This is a genomic window from Leisingera sp. SS27, assembly GCF_028368855.1.
GTDB lineage: Bacteria > Pseudomonadota > Alphaproteobacteria > Rhodobacterales > Rhodobacteraceae > Leisingera.
The window spans coordinates 97,205-116,258 of sequence record NZ_JAQNCY010000014.1; the positions used below are offsets into that span (position 1 = coordinate 97,205).

Genomic DNA, 19,054 nt, shown 5'->3' on the forward strand with positions numbered 1-19,054 from the left:
GCCTTGCGGGCCCCGCTGCGCAAAACCCGGGCGGCAGGCCGCTGCGGGGCAGCGGCCCGGCATGATCCGGTTTGAGAACCTGACCAAGAGCTACTGGCTCAAGGGCGAGCGCAAGGTGGTGATCGATGATCTGACCCTGACGCTGCCCTCGGGCAGGTCGCTGGCGCTCCTGGGCCGCAACGGCGCCGGCAAGTCGACGCTCCTGCAGATCATCGCAGGCACCCTGCGCCCTGATTCGGGGCGGGTGGCCAGCGATGGCAGCATTTCCTGGCCGGTGGGGCTGGGCACGTCGTTCCACGGCGATCTGACCGGCGCCGAGAACGTGCGGTTCATTGCACGGATCTACGGGGTGGACACCTCGGAGCTGGTGAGATTTGTCGAAAACTTCTCCGAGCTCGGGAAGTTCTACCATATGCCGGTGCGCAGCTACTCCTCCGGCATGCGCTCGCGGCTGACCTTCGGCGCCTCGATGGGAATCAGATTCGACACCTATCTGGTCGACGAGGTGACCGCGGTGGGCGACGCCGCCTTCCGCCGCAAGAGCCAGCAGGTCTTTGCCGCGCGGATGAAGACCGCCAGCGCCATCATGGTCAACCATTCGATGCCGCAGCTGCGCCAGTTCTGCAATGCGGGCCTGGTGCTGGAGGACGGCAAGGTGCGCTATTTCGAGGACCTGGAAGAGGCCATCGCGCTGCATGAGGCGCAGATGAAATAGGCTCTAACCAAGCAGATGGGCGCTGAAAGCGGCAAATTGATCCAGCGAGATCCGGCCCAGGTTGCCGGGCGTGCCGGCGCTGCTGCTGCCGGCAAACAGCGGCGCCGGCGCGCCGGGGAAAAAGGTCTCTGCGACCCAGGCATTGGCGGGGGCGAAATGCTGCATGATCTGCTGCGACCGGGCCGGGGCCATGCGCGGCCGCGGCGCGGCCGGCAGGCTGTTGATGCGCGCCAGCAGCCGCTCCCGCCCGGGGTTGGCGGCCCCGTCCTTGCGGAACGGGATATGCGGCTGCATCCGGCGCAGGAATTCCAGCGCCGGCGCCGACAGCCCGGTGTTGTCCTGCGCTGAGCGCGCCAGGGCGGAGAGGTCCGGCAGGGCGTCCCCGAACAGAAGCTGCATGACATCCTCCAGGATGCCGCCGCCGGCCAGCTGGCTGCGGCTGTAGAGGCGCACCTTCAGCGCCTCCTGGCCGAACACCTCTGCCCACAGGCTGAGCAGGCGCCGGTAGTAGAGATAAGGGGTCAGGCTGTCCTGCTGCAGGCAGGCTTTCACGAACTGGGCAAAACTCATGCTGTTGAAACCGCGGCGCATGTACTCGCCGTACATGCTGAGAATGGCGTCATCCTGGCGGCGCAGGTAGACCACGATCTCGATGCTGCTGAACAGGCCGTCAAACAGCGCGTGCAGATTGGCAATGCCGGTGCGGCCGGTCAGGTTGCCGGTCAGGTTCTCCGAGGACACCAGCATGGTGTGGGTGCCGGGCGGCGCCTTGGCGGCCTGCCGCTCCAGCTGCCTGCGCAGCTTGCGGCGGAACTTCAGCACGTCCTCGCGGCTGTGCAGCCCGTGGCCGCGGGCAAAATCATGCAGCCCTTCATGGGCAGCGTAGAACAGGGTGATGTGATTGGCGTCACGCGACAGCAGGTCCGGGTACAGGACGCCATGGTGCTGCAGCCAGGCGGCATTGGCGGCAAAGCTGTTCTGCAGGAAGGTGGAGGCGGTTTTCGGGGTGCCGATATGGCAGACAAGTCTCATGGGTGCGGCCCTGATCCGGGGTGGTCCGGGGCGGCGCCCGCGGGGCGGATGCCCGGCGGCGGGGCGGCAGGGGCTGGCGTGGCAGGGTCCGGGGCAGGCGGCGCCAGCGTCTTTTCCCAATAGGCCCGGGATGCCATTTCGCCGTAGCCCTTGCGGTAGGCGGCCCTGAGCCGGCCGTGGCCGCGCTGCCAGGCCAGCAGGCTGCAGGCCATCCGCCAGGCCAGGCTGAAGAAGCGCCGTTTCGACTGGGTCACGGTATAGGCCCTGGTGCGGCTGCCGTTCAGATAGGTGAGCCGGGCGCCGCCGAAGGCGGGGAACACCGTGCCGCGGGCGCTGATGTCCAGCACCATCCGGTCGCCCAGGCGCGTCCAGAACGGCAGCAGGTGGCCATTGAGGGTGAAAAGCCCGAAATAGTGCCGCATACGGCGGGGCAGGCGGCTGAACAGGCGGCGTTCGCTCAGCCCGGCCTGGCTGCCGGGCCCGTCCGGGGCGGCGGCGGGCAGCTGCTGCCAGGCCTCGTTGCGGATCAGCGCCTTGATGGCGGCGCGGCGTGCCGACATGTCGATGTGCGCGTCAAAGAACTGCGGCCCCTGCATCACGTCCTGCCAGGCCAGGAGCTGCGCCTCGGCGCTGCCGTATTTGAAGCGCAGGAGCGAGCGCATCATGAAGCGCAGCGCGATTTTCGCGGTGCCGAGCGCGCTGCGCTCCAGCGGGCCGAAGACCAAGTGGTGGATCAGGTGGTTGCGCAGGTCCAGGTACAGGGTCTGGGGGCTTTCCTTCTCGGCAAAATCCTCCTGGAAGGAGACCACGCCGTTCAGGGTGGCGATGCGGAAATCATTGGCGAGCGAGAAGCTGATGTCATCGCCGCGCACGAAGAAGGGGAACGGGTAATGGGCGGCGGCGGCGACCGGGAAGGCGAAGAACCACCAGCCGCCGTAGAAGGTGGCGGGCTGCTGCTGCTGCTGCTCGTCGAACAGCATCGCCTGCACCGCGTCCGGGTCGCGCAGGTCGGTGCCGTTGAACAGCGGGCGGCAGGCGCCGTCGAACCAGGCGCCGCTTTCCCACATTTCCCAGGGCCGGAAGCTGCTGATCATCGCCCCGGCCAGCGCGGTGCGCGGGTCCCGGGCTAGCGCCAGCAGCATATAGGCGCGCAGGATGTTCTCCATGTGGAAGGCGGCATCGTCATCCATGAACAGGCAATGGCTGAAGCCGCCGCGCTCGGCTTCCAGGAGGCCGCGGGCAAAACCGCCGGCGCCGCCCAGGTTGCGGTTCATGTAAGGCGTGGTGTGGCGCGACGGCGCGATTCCGGCGCTCTGGCCGTTGTCGACCACCTGGACATGGATGTGCGCACCGAAGGCATAGCTGTCCAGAAAGGCGTTGAGCCGCGCGACCGTGCGCTGCACCTCGGCCTCGCGCTGGAAGGTGGTGATGGAAACGGCCAGCCGCGGCAGGTCCTGCGGCATCTCTGTAATGGCAAAGCGGGCGCCGTGCAGGGCGGCCGCGCCCTCCGGCGCCGCCGCTTCCAGGTGCAAAAGCCCCTCGTCCAGCGGCGGGATCCGGATCCGCAGCGGTGCCGCCGGGTCCAGCTCCGCCTCGGTGCGGAACAGTGTTTCGGTGCCGCCGCCGGGGCGGGTCAGCACCAGCCGGAGGGCGGTGCGGCCCTGGCCGGTGATTTCGGCGAACAGCGGCGGCAGGCGGCAGGCCCGGCTCCAGGCGCCGAGATTGAACAGGTTGAAGTAGCTGTTGAAGCTGAGACGGCTGCCGCCGGGCAGCTGGAACAGGCCCTGGCCGGGGCAGCAGGCGGCGCCGCCTTCGGCATGGAAATAGAGCGTCTCCTCGCTGCAGATTTCCGGCTCCGGCAGCAGGATGTTCTGCAGGGTGATCAGGCTGCCGGGCAAGGGCTGCCGGTCAGGAGACTGGTCCGGGCCGGTGTCATCGAAGGGGAGGTCTTGAGGCTGCATATGCGGGCAAATACGGCAACTGGCAGGGCCGGAAAAGCGGTTTCCGGCCCGGCGGGGGATTTATTGCGCGCGGGCTGTTGTGCCACGCCGGTATTTCCCGTTTAACCCAGGCAAGACAGCGGCAAGGAACGGGGCTGATGGCGGCAGGCAAATTTCTGATGGTGGGGGCAGGCCTCTCCGGTGCGGTGATCGGACGCCACCTGGCAGAGGCCGGCCATGCGGTCACCGTGATCGACAGCCGGGACCACATCGGCGGCAACTGCCACACCGAGCGCGACGCGGAGACCGGCGTGATGGTGCATGTCTACGGGCCGCATATCTTCCACACCGATGATGCCGAAGTCTGGGACTATGTGAACCGCTTCGGGACCTTCAAGCCCTATAAGAACCGGGTGAAATCGACCACCCGCGGGCTCACGGGCGAGCGGGAAGTGTTCTCCTTGCCGGTGAACCTGCACACCATCAACCAGTTCTTCCGCAAGGTGATGCGGCCCGAGGAGGCGCATGATTTCATCGTCAACGAACAGGCCGACACCACGATCACAGATCCGCAGACCTTCGAAGAGCAGGCGATGCGGTTCGTGGGCCGTGATCTCTATGAGGCGTTTTTCAAGGGCTACACCATCAAGCAATGGGGCATGCATCCTTCCGAGCTGCCCGCCTCGATCCTGAAACGGCTGCCGGTGCGGTTCAACTACGACGACAATTACTTCTTCCACAAATTCCAGGGCATGCCGGAGAACGGCTATACCGCGATGATCGCCGGGATCCTCGATCATCCGGGCATTTCGGTCCGGTTAGAGACTGAATTCACCCCGGAGATGGGGCAGGGGTATGACCATGTGTTCTATTCCGGGCCGCTGGACGGCTACTTCGGCTACGAGCTGGGCCGCCTTGGCTACCGGACCCTGGATTTCGAGCGCTTCACCCATCAGGGCGACTACCAGGGCTGCGCGGTGATGAACTACGGCGAGGAAGAGGTGCCGTACACCCGCATCACCGAGCACAAGCATTTCAGCCCTTGGGAAAGCCATGAAGGCTCGGTCCTCTACCGCGAGTTCTCGCGGCTGGCAGAGCCCGGCGACATCCCCTACTACCCGATCCGCCAGGTGCAGGAGAAGGCGCTCCTGGCGGCCTATGTGCAGCGGGCGGAGGAGACGCAGGGCGTCACCTTTGTGGGCCGTCTGGCCACCTACCGCTACCTGGACATGGATGTGACCATCCGCGAGGCGCTGGACGCGGCGCGCGGCTTTGCCGCCTGCCTGGAGAAGGGCGCCGCCGCGCCTGCGTTTTTTGCAGCGCCGCTGTAACCCGGGGGAAGATGCCGGATGATCGTCTCTGATACGGAAAAATTCGTCTTTATCCACAACCCGAAATGCGCCGGGATGAGCTGCCACAACACGCTGCTGCCCTATGACACCCGGGACAACCTGTTCTTTGAATGGCGGCCGGTGAACGAGGCGGGCAAGATCCTCGATCTGGCCCATATCACCCCGTTCCAGATGCGCCGGTTCTTCCCCAAGGCCTTTGCCGGGGTGCAGGGCTATCTGAAGTTCGTCTTCGTGCGCGATCCCTATCAGCGTTTCATGTCGGCGGTGTCGCAGCACCTGAAGCTGGGCACCGGCCATATGCGCAATGCCATCCTGTCGGACCCGGAGGCCTTCTACAGGGTGGCGGCCGCCTTTGCGCTGCAGGCGCTGAAATTGCATGCGGTGGAGAACGACCACAAGCTGGTGCATTTCCGCCCGCAGGTGCATTTCGCCAATCTCGACGGGGCCCGCTGGGCCGATGAGGTGCTGAAGCTGGAGCAGGCCGGCAGCCTGGCGGCATCGCCGGTGTCGCGCTGGCTGCCGGAGATGGCCGAGGCCAACCGCACCGGCGGCTTTGCCGCGCAGGGCTATGAGCCGGCGCGGCTGGGGGCAGAGGCGCTTGCGGTGCTGAGCGCATTTTATGCCCGCGACTTCGAGACTTTCGGCTATGACCGGCTGTAAGCGCCGCAGCGTGGCGAATCCATCCGCGGCCAGGCTGCCGCAGGCACATGACGCAGATCCCGCAAGACTGCGGTCCGTATAGAGTACAGGAACAGAGACACCATGCCGGAACCCATTGATGTCAGCGTTGTTATCCCCTCCTACAATTCCGAAGCCTTTCTGAAACGGTCGGTGCTGTCGGCGCTGGCCCAGCAGGGGGTGGCGCATGAGGTGATCGTGCTGGACGACTGCAGCAGCGATTTCTCGCTCGATATCCTGCGCCAGATCCAGGAGGAGAACCCGCAGGCGCCGCTGCGCATCGAGCCGCGCGAGGCGACCCTGGGCCAGTCCACCGCGCGCAACCGCGGCATGGAGCTGGCCCGCGGCCGCTATATCGCCTTTCTCGACAGCGATGATGCCTTCTGCGATCTGCATGTGCTGGCGCAATGGGTGGCGGAGGCGGACCGGCACGGGCTGGAGATGCTGATCGCGCGGTTCTACAACGTGTCGCCGGAGATGGTGCGCAGCCCGGCCCGGCGGCTGGGGATGCAGCCGGGAGAGGCCCATTCGGTGGCCTCGGCGCCGGAGCTGGCCAATGTGGTCAGCTGCTGGCAGATCCTCTACAGCCGTGCCTTCCTGCAGGACAACGGGGTGATCTTCTCGCCACGGCTGCGCCAGCGCGAGGACCGGCTGTTCGTGATCGAGGCGCTGCTGAGGACCCGCCGGGCCGGGGTCAGCGAGCTGTTTGCGGTCGATCACTTCAATGTTGCCAATTCGACCATGAAGCAGGTCAACCGCGATCAGCTGGCGCAATATGTGCAGCACCTGAGCGAGCTGAACGCCGCCTTTGCCGCGGCGCGGGCCGAGGGGCGCTCGGGGCAGGGGTTCGAGGCCGCCAATGCGATCCTCTACCTGCAGCAGCTGGATGAATACTGGGGCCGCATCTGCCAGCGCCTGGCCGGTTTCGAGCGGTTCCGGCCGCTGGTCGCGGAGTATTTCGCGGGCCTGCGCGCGCTGGTGCAGGATCTGCCGGCGCTGTACCGGGACACGGTGCTGAACATCAACGGCCGCGAGGGGTTCCTGCGCGAAGGCCGCATGGACATCCTGCGGCTGGCGCTGAAACAGGGGGAGGATGACCTGCTGCTGCAGATCCTGGCCCGCCCCCGGCCGCCGGCGCCGCTGCTGGCGGGCCTGCGCGGCGCGGATGCGGACGCCGATGAGGTGATCACCCGCGCGCTGTCGTTCCGCCGCGATGCCGCGCCGGCCGTGTCTGCCGCGCCGGTGCCGCTGCAGCAGCAGATCAAGCGGATCATCCTGCACACCGGGCTGCCGAAAACCGGAACCTCGACGCTGCAGCAGGTGATGGAGCGCAACCGCTTTGCGCTGCTGGAGGCCGGGGTCCATTATCCGGTGTTCGGCACCAATCGCGAATTCGGGGTCCGCCGCGAGCGCACCCCGGGCCATGCCAGCCTGTTCCAGAAGATCCTGGAAGGCGCGCCGGGGGTGGCGGAGGCGCTGTCCGCCGAGGTCCAGGAGGTGTCGCAGATCGCGGGCCGGCCGGTGGAGACGCTGATCCTGTCGGCGGAGAACATCGTATCGCCCCGGTTCTGGGACAAGGGTGCGGATTTTGCCGCGATGCTGGCGCCGTTTGAGGGGATCGGGGTGGAGGTGGCCTGCGTGCTGCGCCATCCGGCGGACTGGCTCAGCTCGCTCTATGTGGAAATGTGCGGCAACCCCTGGAACGGCTTCACCAGCACGGTGGATGAGTTTGCGGCGTCGCTGGACCAGCTGGGGCTGTTCGACTTCGATCATATCGCATCCGTGCTGCAGGCGCCGGCGGCGGTGTCGAAACTGCATCTGGGCTGTTTCGAGCAGATCCGCGCGGCCGGCGGCATCGAGCCCTGGTTCTTTGGCCTGGCAGGCATCCGGGCCGGGGCGTTTGCGCCGGTGCCGCGGGCGCTGACCAATGAATCGCTGACACCGCAGCAGGCGGCGCTGATGCGCCTGATGAAGCGGCTGAACGGGCTGACCCGCGAAGATCTGGCAAACCTGTTCCTGATGGTGTCGCAGGACGCGAAGGCGGCCGCCAGCAAGGCGCCGACCGCTGCAATGGCGGCGGGGCTGGAGCGCTTCCGCAGCAGCCACGCGGCAGAAATCGCTGCCTATGAACGCGCCCATGGCCAGGCCGGGCGGGCCCGGGAGGCGGCGCCGGTGCTGGACCTGGAGGCGGCGCTGGACCGCCATCTGGAGGCTCTGGCGGCGGCGCGCGGGCCGGTTGGCAGAAAGCGGGCCGAGCGCTTCCTGAAGCGGCTGGACGGGGCCTACAGGGACTCGAACCGGGAGCGGGTCATCCGGATCCGGCGCGAGGCGCGCAGCCTCTGCGTCTCGGTGGCGCTGGAGCCGGGGGAAACGGCCGCGGAAGCCCGCCTGATCCATCCGCAGGGCGAAGAGCCGCTGGCGCTCTTGCGCTGGGAGAACGAGGCGCTGGCGCAGGTCGACACCGCCCGGCTGGCGGCGCTCTGGCAGGCCGGCCTGCGCGAGGTGGAGATCGAGATCCCGACCAGCCTGCGCAACGGGCGGCGGCCGTTCCTGATCGTGCAGCTGCTGTCGGACGGCAGCTTCTGGCTGGTGCCGCCGAGCTTTACCGGCCGCCTGCAGGGCGGCGGCGTCGAGAGCATCTGGCAGTGACCGGGGCGCAGGCAGGGAAAGCCGCATGCTGAGAGTGATTACCGATGAGCGCGCCAGCGTCATCCAGCAGATCCGCAAACGGGGCGAAGGGGTCGAGATCGGCGTTCATGAGGGGGCGTTTTCCGAACGCCTGCTGGAGGTGGCGCAGCCGAAGAAACTGACCCTGATCGATCCCTGGGCCTATGACGAGGCGCGCAGCGGCGCGCTCTACGGCGGCAAGGGGATGAGCCAGGCGAAGATGGACGCGCGCCATGGCCGGGTGCTGAAGCGGTTTACCCGGCAGATCGCCCGCGGCCGGATCGAGGTGCTGCGGATGGAGAGCCTGGCGGCGCTGGCGCGGTTTGCGGACAGCAGCCTGGATTTTGCCTATATCGACGGCGATCACAGCTATGCGGCGGTGAAGGCGGATCTGGCGGGCTGGCTGGCCAAGCTCAGGCCCGGCGGGCTGCTGATTGCCGATGACTACCGCAATGCCAACTGGTGGGGCGACGGGGTGATCCGCGCCTGCCACGGGCTGCTGGCGGACGGCGGGGTGGAGATCGAAATGAAGCTGGGCAGCCAGATCGCGTTCCGCAAGCTGGAGGAGCCGGGCCTTGCACCGCAATAGGGGCCGCATGATCCCGCGGCCCGGAAGATCACGAGGACAGGCAGATGGCAGAAACTAGAAAAGCCCTGCGCAAACTGGCCAGCGGGCTGGTGCGCAAACGCTCCCCGTTCGGGCCGGAAAACGCCCGTCTGGCCGCGCTGCCGCGGACGGTGGAAGAGGCCCGCACGCCGCGGCCGCGCCATGCGCTGGCGCCGGGCATCTGGCTGGATTACCAGCCGGACGCCGGGGTCGAGGTGCTGGCCGCCCCGGAGCCGGAGGGCGACGGGCTGCGGCTGCAGCTGCAGGACATCGGCCAAAGCCCCTGGTTCTCGCTGTCCTACGGCATCGATCACGGCGTGCTGCGCCAGGGCCGCTACCTGGGCCAGCTGCTGGACTGCTCGAGCCGCGGCCCGGGCCGGTTCCGGATCTGCCTGCGCTACCTGCTGGCGGAGGGGTTCAAGGATGTCTTCGCCCGCGATCTGGTGGTGCTGACCGGCGCCCGCCAGGAGGATCTGGTGTTCCTGCCCGTCGATGCGGGGCTGGCGGCCCAGGCGCATGGCGCCGAGGTGCTCTATTTCTTCGAGGGGCGCAGCTTTGATGTGACCCTGCACGGCGCTGAAGCGCTGCTGATCTGAGCGCAGCCATGGCACAGGATTCTTTCGGCTACAGCTTCATCATCCCCGCCTATAATGACGCGGCGGGGCTGCAGCGGCATGTCAGGTATTTCGCCGCCTGCGGCGCCCGGGTGCAGCTGGTGATCGTTGACGATTGCTCGCAGGACGGCACCGAAGCCGCGGTGGCGGCGGCAGAGCTGCCGGATAACCTCCGCATTACCTACCGCCGGATGGCGGAAAACGGCGGCCCGGCCGCCGCGCGCAACCTGGGCATCACCCTGGCTGAGGAAGAGCGGGTGATGTTCCTGGATGCGGATGATCTGCTGGCGCCCTGTTTCTTTGACGTGATGCGGCTGGCGCCCCTGGGCGGGGAGACGGATTTCGTGCTGTTCAAATACCATCTCAGCCGTGATCCGGAGCTGCGTTTCACCTATGACATGCATCCGGTCGACCGCCGCTTCTTCAGCCGCAGCCCGGAGGCCAGCTTCCCGCTGCAGCGGTTCCGGCTGCAGGACCGGCCGGAGGCGATGGCGACGGTGAACTTTCCCTGGAACAAGCTCTACAGCCGCGGTTTCCTGCAGCAGGCGGCGGTCAGCTTCCCGGATCTGCGCATGCATGAGGACATCACCCCGCACTGGCAGAGCTTCCTGCGCTGCCGCCAGTTCGGCGTGCTTGACTGGGCGCCGCCGCTGATCACCCATTGGGAGATCCCCGAAGGCGGCCGCGCCACCCAGTACGTGGGGGAAAAGCGGATGGCGGTGTTCGGCGAGCTGGCGAATGTGGAGGAAGAGCTGCTGGCGCACGGCCAGGCAGACCTGCTGCTGCCGGTCTTCGGCGCCTTCTGCGAGGATCTGTTCACCTGGATGAGCGGGGGCTTGTGCGCGGGCGGCGGCGGCGGGGCGCAGCACTGGCGCCGCAGATATGCAGAGGCCGCCGAAGGCTTCTGGGAGCAGAGCCAGGCGGCGCGGCCCGGCACCGGGGCGGCTGTGGAATGACCCGGATCAGCGCCATCATCACCGCCTACAACGTCGAGCCCTTCATCGCCACCGCGATGCAGTCGGTGGCCGATGCGGGGTTTGAGGATCTCGAGCTGATCGTGGTCGACGACGGCTCCAGGGATGCCACCCGGCAGATCGCGGATGCCATTGGCGCCGCGGCACCGGCGGACCGGGTGGCCTATGTGCCGGTCTTCTTTGCCCAAAACACCATCGGCGGCGTGGCCTGTGCCGCCAATGCCGGACTGGAGCGCGCCACCGGCGATATCGTGGTCTTCGTGGACGGCGACGACTGGGTGCTGCCGCACAACCTGGCTGCCGCGGTGCAGAAGCTGCAGCAGACGGAGGCGGATTTCATCGTCTGCGGCTGCAAGGAATACTGGAACAGCAGCGGCAATTACACCCGCTACCCGGAAGCGCATCTGTGGGACCGGGTGCGCGGCACCGGGGATCTAGAGGCGCGCCGGGAGCTGCTGCTGCAGATGGCGCCCTTCCCCTGGCGCAAGATCTACCGGCGCCGCTTCCTGGAGCAGCAGGGGATCCGCTTCCCGGTGGGCGATTACTTCTTCGAGGACAACCCGTTCCACTGGGAAACTTCGGTGCGGGCCGCCAGCTTCTGCTTCTTCGAGCCGGTCACCCATGTGCACCGGATGGAGCGGGAAGGCCAGACTGTCGCCTCGATGGGCCTGAAGCCCCTGCAGATCTTCGAGCACGCGGCAACCATCCGCGCCATGCTGGCGCAAACCGGGCAGGCGGCGGCGCTGGAGGCGCGCTATTTCCACTGGCTGGCCGACCATGTGCTGTGGTGCGGCCGCCATGTGCCGCCGGAAGGGCTGAACCGGCTGTTCTCCCTGGCGTCGGAGGCGCTGGAGGCCTTTCCCGATGCGCTGTTCTGGGAGCGGCTGGCGGAGAAACCGCGCGGCATGGCCGAGGTCCAGCAGCTCACGGCGGTGAAACTGGGCGACCGGATGGGATTTCTGGGCGGGGTCCAGGCGATGCTGCAGGAGCGCGCCCTGGCCAGGCTGGCGCCGCAGGAAGAGGACGGCTGACGGCGGCTCAGCGCACCAGCCATTCCCCGATCCCCGGCGCCGTCTGCCGCATCCGGATCCAGCCCGCGCCCGCCGGCTGGCCCTGGCGCAGGCGCAGCTTGCCCAAGAGCCCCACCAGCGCCCATTCCGGGCGCTGCGCGCGCGGCACATAGACCCGTGACGCATCATAGGCGGGGTTTTCCTGCGGGCGGCCTGCCGCATCGCGCAGCAGGGCGCCGTAGGGATCGCGCAGCCAGCGGTGCTTCCATGCATCCATGTCGCCGTCGCCCACCACCGCCGGATTGGCGCTGATCACCCCGATGGGCTCCTCGCCGGCCTTTGCGGCGCGGATCTTTGCGCCCGCCAGCACCACCGATAGGCCGCGGCGGTCTGCGCCTTCGGGGTTGCCGTCATCCCATTCGAACCATTCCGCATAATCGGCGCCGCCGCCGGACCAGGCGCCGGAGCAGCTGCCGTTGCCGTCGGCGCCCAGCCGGAAATCCGGGCTGGCGCCGCCATCACCGGCCAGGAGGTAATCATCGCTGCTGCCCTGGATCTCCAGATGCGCCGCCGGGCTGGCGGTGCCGAGGCCTGCCCGGCCTGCGGATGTCAGCGCCAGGGCGGTGCTCCAGCTGCTGCCGTCCGCCGACAGCTTCACCGCAAAATCATCCGTGCCCGCCAGCCCCATCTCGGCGCGGCCGCTCCAGTTCGACTGGAACAGCAGCGCGGCGGTGTCAGCGCTGGCGGCTTTGTTGATCTTCAGCTGATGGCCGGCGCCTGCGTGGCTCAGCAGGGTTGCCGGGCCGGAGACGGCCAGCGGGTTGGCGGCGTCACCCGCGGTGCCGACCCCGAGACGGGCGAGGTTCTGGGTCTCGGCGGGCGGCAGGGCCCAGGCGCTGCCGGTCCAGACCCTGAGCTCCTGTTCCGCGATGCCCCAGGCGCGCCAGCCGGGCAGGGGGGAGAGGAACATCCAGCCCTCGCCCTGCCAGACGGCGATGGCGTTGCCCTGGCCGGCCCAGGCGCCTGCCGGGCTGGGTGCCAGCACATGGGTCTCGCCCGGGGCGGGGCTTGCGGGGGGCGTCACCGCATCGAAGGCTTCGGCGCTGAGCTGCACCAGCGCATCCAGCATCTGCAGCGCCTCATTATGGGTCACGTGTTTCTGCGCCTGGGAGGGCATCAGGTAGGGCAGGGCGAGGATCGGCGAGGCCTGGGTCATCGGCGGGGCTCCGGGATGGGGAAACGGGATCGCCTCCCAGAGTGCCAGAGCCGGGTCAAGACGGCGCTAACGGGGCGTACGCTGCTTGCGCAACACCCCCGCGGAGGGCGGTGCCGGTCCCGCTCTGTTCCTGTCCCATTCTCCGCCTGTTCGCGCAATTGTTTTCAATCTCTAAACAATGTCCCCGGTTTTGCCCGATTTGCCGCCCGCCTTGCGCCGCCTGTGCCCGCCAGTTTCGCACCCGGGTTCACCTCGGGTTCAGCGGCGCATGGGAGCGGCACGATGGCACTGGCATTCACGGGACGGTTCGGCACGGATGACATGATTTTCGGCACCGATCTGCGCGATCTGGAGATCACGGTGCAGAACGGCCAGGCCACGCTTTATGCCATCAACGGCCTGAACGGCGGCATCAGCCGCTGGCAGCTGCCCGGAACCGGCGGTGTGCCGCAGCTGGCGGGCCAGCAGCTGCATGGCCAGGCGTCTTTGCGCACCGGCAATTTCGAGCTGGCGGAGATCGGCGGGGATCTGCGGCTGCTGCAGGAGGGGACCAGCGGCGGTCTCAGCTATTACGCCCTGGGCAGCGGCGGCAGCCTGGGCAGCCAGCAGCAGCAGGCGCTGGCGGGCGCGGATGCGGGCGGGCTTGGCGCGGTGGCCGTGCTGCAGCTGGCGGGCGGCGGTTTGCAGGGCTGGCAGCTGGATGCGGATGGCGCGGTGCAGGCGCAGGCTGGCCTGGGCGGCGCTGCGCAAGCCTACCAGCTGGATACTTCGGCGCTGCTGTCCACGGTGCAGACCGCGGGCGGGCCGGTGGTGCTGGCGGCAGACGCCGGAGGGTTGCGGGCCTACAGCGCCGATGCGGCGACCGGCGCGCTCACGCCCGGGGCGGTGCTGGGCGCGGGGCAGGGGCTGTCTGTCTCAGGCATCACCGCGCTGGAAAGCTTTGAGATGGATGGTAAGGCCTGGGCGCTGCTGGCGGCGGCGGGCAGCAGCTCGCTGACGCTGGTTCAGGTTGACGCGGCGGGCGGGTTGCAGTTCCGGGCGCAGCTGCACGATACCGCGATGACCCGCTTCGGCGGGGTGTCGGCGCTGGAGGTGGTGCAGGCGGGGGAGCACCTGCTGGTGCTGGCGGCGGGCAATGACGGCGGTCTCAGCCTGTTCACCCTGACCCCGGGCGGCGCGCTGATCCATGTGCAGAGCCTGGAGCATATGCCCGGCCTCGGGCTGCAGAATGTCACGGCGCTGGAGGCAGTGGTTGCGGGCGGTCAGCTGCAGGTCTTTGCGGCGTCGGGCACAGAGGGCGGCATCAGCCGGTTCACCCTGCCGCTGGCGGAGCTGGGGATTGTGCGCCAGGCCGGGGCAGGCGATGCGCGGCTGGATGGCAGCGCTGCAAATGACGTGCTGGAGGGCGGCGCGGGGGCGGCGGATCTTTATGGCCATGCCGGTGATGACGTGCTGGTCTCGGGCGCGGGCGGCGGCGAGCTGAACGGCGGCGCCGGCGCCGATATCTTTGTCATTGCCCCGGTCTCTGACCCGGTGTCCGAGGCGGTGACCGTGCGCGACTTCACCCCCGGCGAGGACCGTCTCGACCTGTCGCTGTTCGAGGGGCTTTACAGCCCGGCCCAGCTGCAGAGCCGCGGCCGCAGCTATGGCATCGACCTGGAGATCGGCGGCATGCGGATCGTGGTGGCGCAGGCGGGCGGCGGGCGGCTGGAGCTGGAGGATGTGTTCGGTCCGGCGCTGCAGTTTGAATTTCCGCAGCAGCAGGAGCTGGGCGACACCCTGCCGGGCGGCGGCTTCTACGGCACCGCCGGGCATGACGCGCTGCAGGGCAGCAGCGGCGATGACGCGATCTCCGGGCTGGCGGGGGATGACACGCTGTCCGGGGGCGGCGGGGCGGATACGCTCTGGGGCGGCTGGGGCCACGACCAGCTGGGCGGCAGCTGGGGGGCGGACCGTTTGTGGGGCGGCGGCGGCCACGACCGGCTGTGGGGCGGCGGCGGCCGCGACATGGCGGATGGCGGCCTGGGCAATGACAGCCTGTGGGGCGGGGACGGGCAGGACAGCCTGTGGGGCCGGGACGGCGATGACCGGCTGGACGGCGGCTCCGGTGCCGACCGGCTGGCGGGCGGTGCCGGGCTGGACTGGCTGGGCGGCGGCAGCGGCGCCGACACGCTGCTGGGGGAAGACGGGCAGGACACGCTGGCAGGCGGCGACGGGGCGGATGTCCTGTGGGGCGGCAGCGGCGGTGATGTGATCTATGGCGGCGGCGGTGATGACCAGTGCGGCGGCGGTGATGGCAATGACCGGATTTTCGGCGGTGCGGGCAATGACCGGCTGGGCGGCGGCGGCGGCGATGACGGTTTGACAGGCGGCTGGGGAGCGGATGCCTTTGTGTTTGCGGCCGGCCATGGCCGCGACACGGTCACCGATTTCGCGCCGGGAACGGATTGGATTGATTTGCAGGCCCTGGCGCTGAGCGGCGGCTTTGCGGCGCTGGAGATCCGCGCGCAAGGCAGCGGCACGCTGATCGGCACCGGCAGCGGCACGGTGTTCCTGGAGGGGGTGCAGCCCGGCCAGCTGGCGGCGGATGACTTCCTGTTCTGAAGGCCCGCCGCCGCCGCCGGACCCGCGCCGCGTGCTGCCGGAGCAGGCCGCGCGGGCAGGGGCGGGGCGCCGCTCAGGCTGTTATCCGCCTGGCGCCGCCGCTGCCCAGATCCTGGCTCCAGATGCGGAAGCGGCCAAGGTGGCCGTTGAACACGGGCGCCAGGCTGATCCCGGCTGCCGCCAGATCCGGCAGCGCTGACGGCGCAGGCAGGCCCGGGGCAGCCGCCCCCTGCACCATCAGTTCCAGAAGGGCCGCCTGGTGGCGGACGGCAAAACTGACCGGCACATCAAGCCCGGGCGCATAGGCTGCGGCCTGCCCGCTTGCGGTGCTGGCGGCCCCGGACTGTTCACTGAAAACCCGGATCTGCCCGGTTGCACCGCCGCCGGTGTTCAGCTCCGCCCGCAGCAAGGTGCCGGCACCGGCCTGCCAGTCGAAGAACCTGGCAGCGGCGGCGGACCCGGTGTCCGCAAAACGCAGGCTGCCATCGAAGGCAACAGAGACCGCTTGCGGCATGCCCGCAGGCAGCCCCGGCGCGCGCAGGGCCAGCGTCTCAGCCGCGCGGGCGGCCGGGCTGCCTGCCGTGGGGATGAACGAGCCGGGGGTATAGCCGGCGGTCACCTGGAGGGCGGTGCAGACATGCGACCCGGTAACCTGCGATCCGGAAACGGTGTCCAGCCCGTCATGGGCCGGGAACAGCTGGAAATCAGCAGTGGCATTGATCCCGGCCAGCAGCGACGGGTCATAGGTGAACCACACGAACCAGTGGTCTCCCCTGTCGAGGGCCGCCCGCATTTTCGTCCCGTCCGGCCGCGTGATGAGCCCGTCGTTCCATTTGTCCGTGATGGCACCGGTGACGGTGTCAAACGAGATGCCGCAGAACTGGTTCGACCCGACGGACAGGCGCGCGCTGAACAAGGAGGACTGGGACGGGTTCTTGCGGACCAGGCAGCAGGCGGTGTGAACCCCCGCGACGGCCCCGATGTTTGCGGTGCAGAGCGCAAAGCCTGTTGTGCTGCTGTCGCCCAGTTCCCATGCGGGAACCCCGGCAATGCTGCCGGAGGCGGCCACCGCCAGCTGATTGCTCCTGACCCAATAGGCAGCGGACAGGTCATGGCTCTGCGCGACGATGTTTACCGCAGCCTCATCCTCGATGAGCACCCCTGCCGGCGCGCCGTCCGCATAGGTCCTGCGGCGCGCCGTGAAGGCCGGCGCGGCACCGGAGGGCACATAGGTTTCGAACCCTGCCCCCAGCAGGTTGTCCGGATTGTCTGCCATGCCGCCGAGATCGGAGCGGTAGGCCCACATCCTGGTGACCGTTCCGGACACGGTCAGCGTCAGGGCGGTGGAGCCTGCCGTCACCACGGCCGGGCTGCCCTCGGTTGCCGTGCCTGCGGCAGCGCCGGACAGGGCCACCGATCCGGTCCCCTCCATGGCCACCGTATAGCCGGCGGCGGGGGCGGTGCTGATCGTCTGGGCAGCCGGGGCCTCGCTGTTCAGCACCAGGTTGTGCGCGGCCCAGAGGCACTCCCCTGCCGGTCCGGTGAAGGTGCGGGGGCCGGTGCCGCTGTAGGCGAGCAGCTCGTCAAAGCGTCTTTCGGTGCCGGCCATCACATAGCGGTCCTGCCGGAAGTCCAGGTCGATCAGGGCGGAGGGCGGCACCGGCGGCCCCTGCACGGCCGCACCGGTGATTGAAAGCCCGGCCCCCAGCATCAGTACCACCCCGCGACAGTTGCCGTTGTGCCGGTTGCCTCGATCCCGGCAGCCGAGAAGGCAATCGTCTCGCCGGCCGCGACCGGATAGACAATGACTGTCCCTGCCGCATCCCGGACGGCCAGGTCGCCGCCGGAGACAACCCGCAGAACGCGCGGGCGCAGCGGCAGGTCGGTGCCATCCTGGGGGGTGATGGCAAAATGGGTTGCAGCCGGGCTTTCCAGCCCGCGGCGATGGCTTGCGAACGGATCGGTTTGCGGCATGTGTGTACTCCAGAATTTGCAGACATGATGAATCCTGCGTCCCGATTCCTCCGATGCCCTGAAGGATGGGGGATCCGGGTTAAGGCCGGAAAAACCGGGCGTGCGCCGGATGGCCTGCCGCCGCAACACCCTGAGGCGGCCTGCTGCAAGGCGGCGGCAGGTGCCAAGGGCCGCGGGAAATCCTTGAGCCTGCGGCCGCCCTGGTCGAGAATGGCGCTTCGCTGACGGGGCAGCGCCTGAGCGGGCGGGCTTGCCCCGCGGCGGGCGGGGGGCTATCCCCCTCGGACGGTTTTTGCCCCGGCGCGCGGCCCCGCGCCGGGGGTTTGCTGCATCCGGGGCCGCCGGGAGGCCTGGCATCCGTGCTGTCATCCTTGTTCAACAGGTTCCGGCCCCCGGCCCGGTTTGAGGATCCCGCGCCGGATGCGCCGCTGTGCGTGATCGGCGATGTGCATGGCTGCCTGGCGCTGCTGGAGCAGATGCTGTCGCAGGTGCCGCCCGGCCACCGGAGCGTGCTGGCGGGCGATTATATCGACCGGGGCGAGCAGAGCGCGCAGGTGCTGCGCTATCTGAGCGGCCGGGAGGATCTGACCTGCCTGATGGGCAATCACGAGGCGATGCTGCTGGGGTTCCTGGAGGATCCCGCGCGTGCGGGCGGGCTGTGGATCCGCAATGGCGGGCTGCAGACACTGGCCTCCTTCGGTGTCCGCGGGGTGCGGCCGCAGATGACGGCAGAAGAGCTGCGCGCGTGCCGCGATGATCTGCAGGACCGGATGGGGGAGGCGCTGATTGCCTGGCTGGCCGGGCTGCCGGCGTCGCTGCGGACGGGCAATGTGCTGGCGGTGCATGCCGGCGCGGATCCGGATGCCGCCCCGGAGGCGCAGCCGGAGGCCGCGCTGCTGTGGGGGCATCCGGCGTTCGGACGGCGGCCCCGGCGGGACGGGGTCTGGGTGGTGCACGGCCACACCATCGTTGCGGCGCCCGTGGCGGAACAGGGCCGGATTGCGATCGACACCGGTGCCTATGCCAGCGGGGTGCTGTCCGCGGTCTGCCTGGACGGCAGCGCGCCGCGGTTCCTGCAGGTGCGCGGTTAGGGCCTGAATTCAGCCCCCTTCCTGACAGGCTGCAGGGACGGGCGGCAGTAACGGGCGGCAGTGCAGACCGGACACAGATGCGGGCCAAAGGCCGGGCAGGCGGATGCCGGAAATTGCGCGGTCTTTAAGAAAATGTTAACGAATTCCAAGCGGGGGAAAAACCCTGATCCTGTGAGGCAAGAGCAATGAAATCCTTTCTGACTGCTGCAGGCGCCGCAATTGCGCTGAACTGCATGACCCTGTCTGCCGCTTTTGCGATGGGCCGTGGCAACGGCTGGGACCATGGATGGAGACATGGGTGGAACCATGGGTGGGGCAACGGCTGGGGCAACGGATGGAAGCATGGCTGGGGCAACGGCGTCGGCAATCCGCATGGGGTGCCGGAGATTGATGCGAGCGCGGGCCTGCTGGCGCTGGCCGCGGTGGGGGCAGCCCTGGCGCTGGCCTGGGAAGTGAACCGCCGGGGCCGGGCTTGAGCGCCGGTGCGGCCGGGACGCTGCGGCAAACCGCAGCCTGGTTTCAAAAATATCGAAATTGCCACTTAATTTTGTTGCAAATTGAGTGTATTCAGCGCCCGTCC

At 68.6% G+C, this 19,054-nt stretch carries 16 protein-coding genes; 11 read left to right on the plus strand and 5 right to left on the minus strand.

The features are described from left to right. Nucleotides 1–61: 61 nt before the first annotated feature. On the plus strand, nucleotides 62–715 hold the full coding sequence (locus N6L27_RS20690; RefSeq protein WP_271909328.1) for an ABC transporter ATP-binding protein: 654 nt from the start codon (nucleotides 62–64) through the stop codon (nucleotides 713–715). 3 nt (nucleotides 716–718) lie between these two features. Here N6L27_RS20690 and N6L27_RS20695 read toward each other — a convergent pair whose 3' ends face one another. Both N6L27_RS20695 and N6L27_RS20700 read right to left on the minus strand, forming a co-directional pair. Then, nucleotides 719–1,747 carry a hypothetical protein gene (locus tag N6L27_RS20695; protein WP_271909329.1) on the minus strand — a complete coding sequence of 343 codons (1,029 nt, stop codon included), beginning with the start codon at nucleotides 1,745–1,747 and terminating at the stop codon, nucleotides 719–721. Then, a complete protein-coding gene (locus tag N6L27_RS20700; RefSeq protein WP_271909330.1) occupies nucleotides 1,744–3,708 on the minus strand; it encodes a glycosyl transferase in 1,965 nt (654 codons plus the stop codon). The genes N6L27_RS20695 and N6L27_RS20700 overlap by 4 nt, the downstream gene beginning before the upstream one ends. 137 nt (nucleotides 3,709–3,845) lie before the next feature. Here N6L27_RS20700 and glf point away from each other — a divergent pair, with 137 nt between their 5' ends. The 7 genes from glf to N6L27_RS20735 all read left to right on the plus strand — a co-directional run bounded on the left by glf (nucleotide 3,846) and on the right by N6L27_RS20735 (nucleotide 11,610). Then, nucleotides 3,846–5,018 (plus strand): UDP-galactopyranose mutase, encoded by a 1,173-nt coding sequence (gene glf / locus N6L27_RS20705; protein WP_271909331.1) that lies wholly within the window; start codon nucleotides 3,846–3,848, stop codon nucleotides 5,016–5,018. A gap of 18 nt (nucleotides 5,019–5,036) precedes the next feature. Then, nucleotides 5,037–5,699: a sulfotransferase family 2 domain-containing protein gene (locus N6L27_RS20710; protein WP_271909332.1), complete on the plus strand. Its 663-nt coding sequence runs from the start codon at nucleotides 5,037–5,039 to the stop codon at nucleotides 5,697–5,699. A gap of 102 nt (nucleotides 5,700–5,801) precedes the next feature. Continuing rightward, entirely contained in the window at nucleotides 5,802–8,366 is a 2,565-nt protein-coding gene (locus N6L27_RS20715; protein WP_271909333.1) for a glycosyltransferase family 2 protein, read from the plus strand. 25 nt (nucleotides 8,367–8,391) lie between these two features. Next, the gene (locus N6L27_RS20720) at nucleotides 8,392–8,973 is read left to right on the plus strand and encodes a class I SAM-dependent methyltransferase (RefSeq protein ID WP_271909334.1); all 582 of its coding nucleotides are present in this window, start codon (nucleotides 8,392–8,394) and stop codon (nucleotides 8,971–8,973) included. A 44-nt stretch (nucleotides 8,974–9,017) separates the two neighbouring features. Further along, complete coding sequence (locus N6L27_RS20725; RefSeq protein ID WP_271909335.1) at nucleotides 9,018–9,587, plus strand: hypothetical protein; 570 nt, start codon at nucleotides 9,018–9,020, stop codon at nucleotides 9,585–9,587. An 8-nt stretch (nucleotides 9,588–9,595) separates the two neighbouring features. Continuing rightward, entirely contained in the window at nucleotides 9,596–10,561 is a 966-nt protein-coding gene (locus N6L27_RS20730; protein ID WP_271909336.1) for a glycosyltransferase family A protein, read from the plus strand. After that, nucleotides 10,558–11,610 (plus strand): glycosyltransferase family 2 protein, encoded by a 1,053-nt coding sequence (locus N6L27_RS20735; protein WP_271909337.1) that lies wholly within the window; start codon nucleotides 10,558–10,560, stop codon nucleotides 11,608–11,610. The genes N6L27_RS20730 and N6L27_RS20735 overlap by 4 nt, the downstream gene beginning before the upstream one ends. 7 nt (nucleotides 11,611–11,617) lie before the next feature. On the opposite strand, the gene N6L27_RS20740 is transcribed toward N6L27_RS20735, so the two are convergent. Continuing rightward, a complete protein-coding gene (locus N6L27_RS20740; protein ID WP_271909338.1) occupies nucleotides 11,618–12,805 on the minus strand; it encodes a peptidase G2 autoproteolytic cleavage domain-containing protein in 1,188 nt (395 codons plus the stop codon). A 282-nt stretch (nucleotides 12,806–13,087) separates the two neighbouring features. Here N6L27_RS20740 and N6L27_RS20745 point away from each other — a divergent pair, with 282 nt between their 5' ends. Further along, nucleotides 13,088–15,409 (plus strand): calcium-binding protein, encoded by a 2,322-nt coding sequence (locus tag N6L27_RS20745; protein ID WP_271909339.1) that lies wholly within the window; start codon nucleotides 13,088–13,090, stop codon nucleotides 15,407–15,409. Nucleotides 15,410–15,482: 73 nt separating this feature from the next. Here N6L27_RS20745 and N6L27_RS20750 read toward each other — a convergent pair whose 3' ends face one another. Then, nucleotides 15,483–17,120, minus strand: coding sequence for a phage head spike fiber domain-containing protein (locus N6L27_RS20750; RefSeq protein WP_271909340.1), 1,638 nt, complete (start codon nucleotides 17,118–17,120; stop codon nucleotides 15,483–15,485). Beyond that, nucleotides 17,120–17,383, minus strand: a complete 264-nt coding sequence (locus N6L27_RS20755) for a spike base protein, RCAP_Rcc01079 family (RefSeq protein ID WP_271909341.1) — start codon at nucleotides 17,381–17,383, stop codon at nucleotides 17,120–17,122. Before N6L27_RS20755 ends, N6L27_RS20750 begins: the two co-directional genes overlap by 1 nt. Before the next feature lie 359 nt (nucleotides 17,384–17,742). Between N6L27_RS20755 and N6L27_RS20760 the strand changes: the two genes are divergently transcribed. Next, a complete protein-coding gene (locus tag N6L27_RS20760; protein ID WP_271909342.1) occupies nucleotides 17,743–18,474 on the plus strand; it encodes a metallophosphoesterase family protein in 732 nt (243 codons plus the stop codon). 185 nt (nucleotides 18,475–18,659) lie between these two features. Next, complete coding sequence (locus tag N6L27_RS20765) at nucleotides 18,660–18,950, plus strand: VPEID-CTERM sorting domain-containing protein (RefSeq protein WP_271909343.1); 291 nt, start codon at nucleotides 18,660–18,662, stop codon at nucleotides 18,948–18,950. Nucleotides 18,951–19,054: the final 104 nt, after the last annotated feature.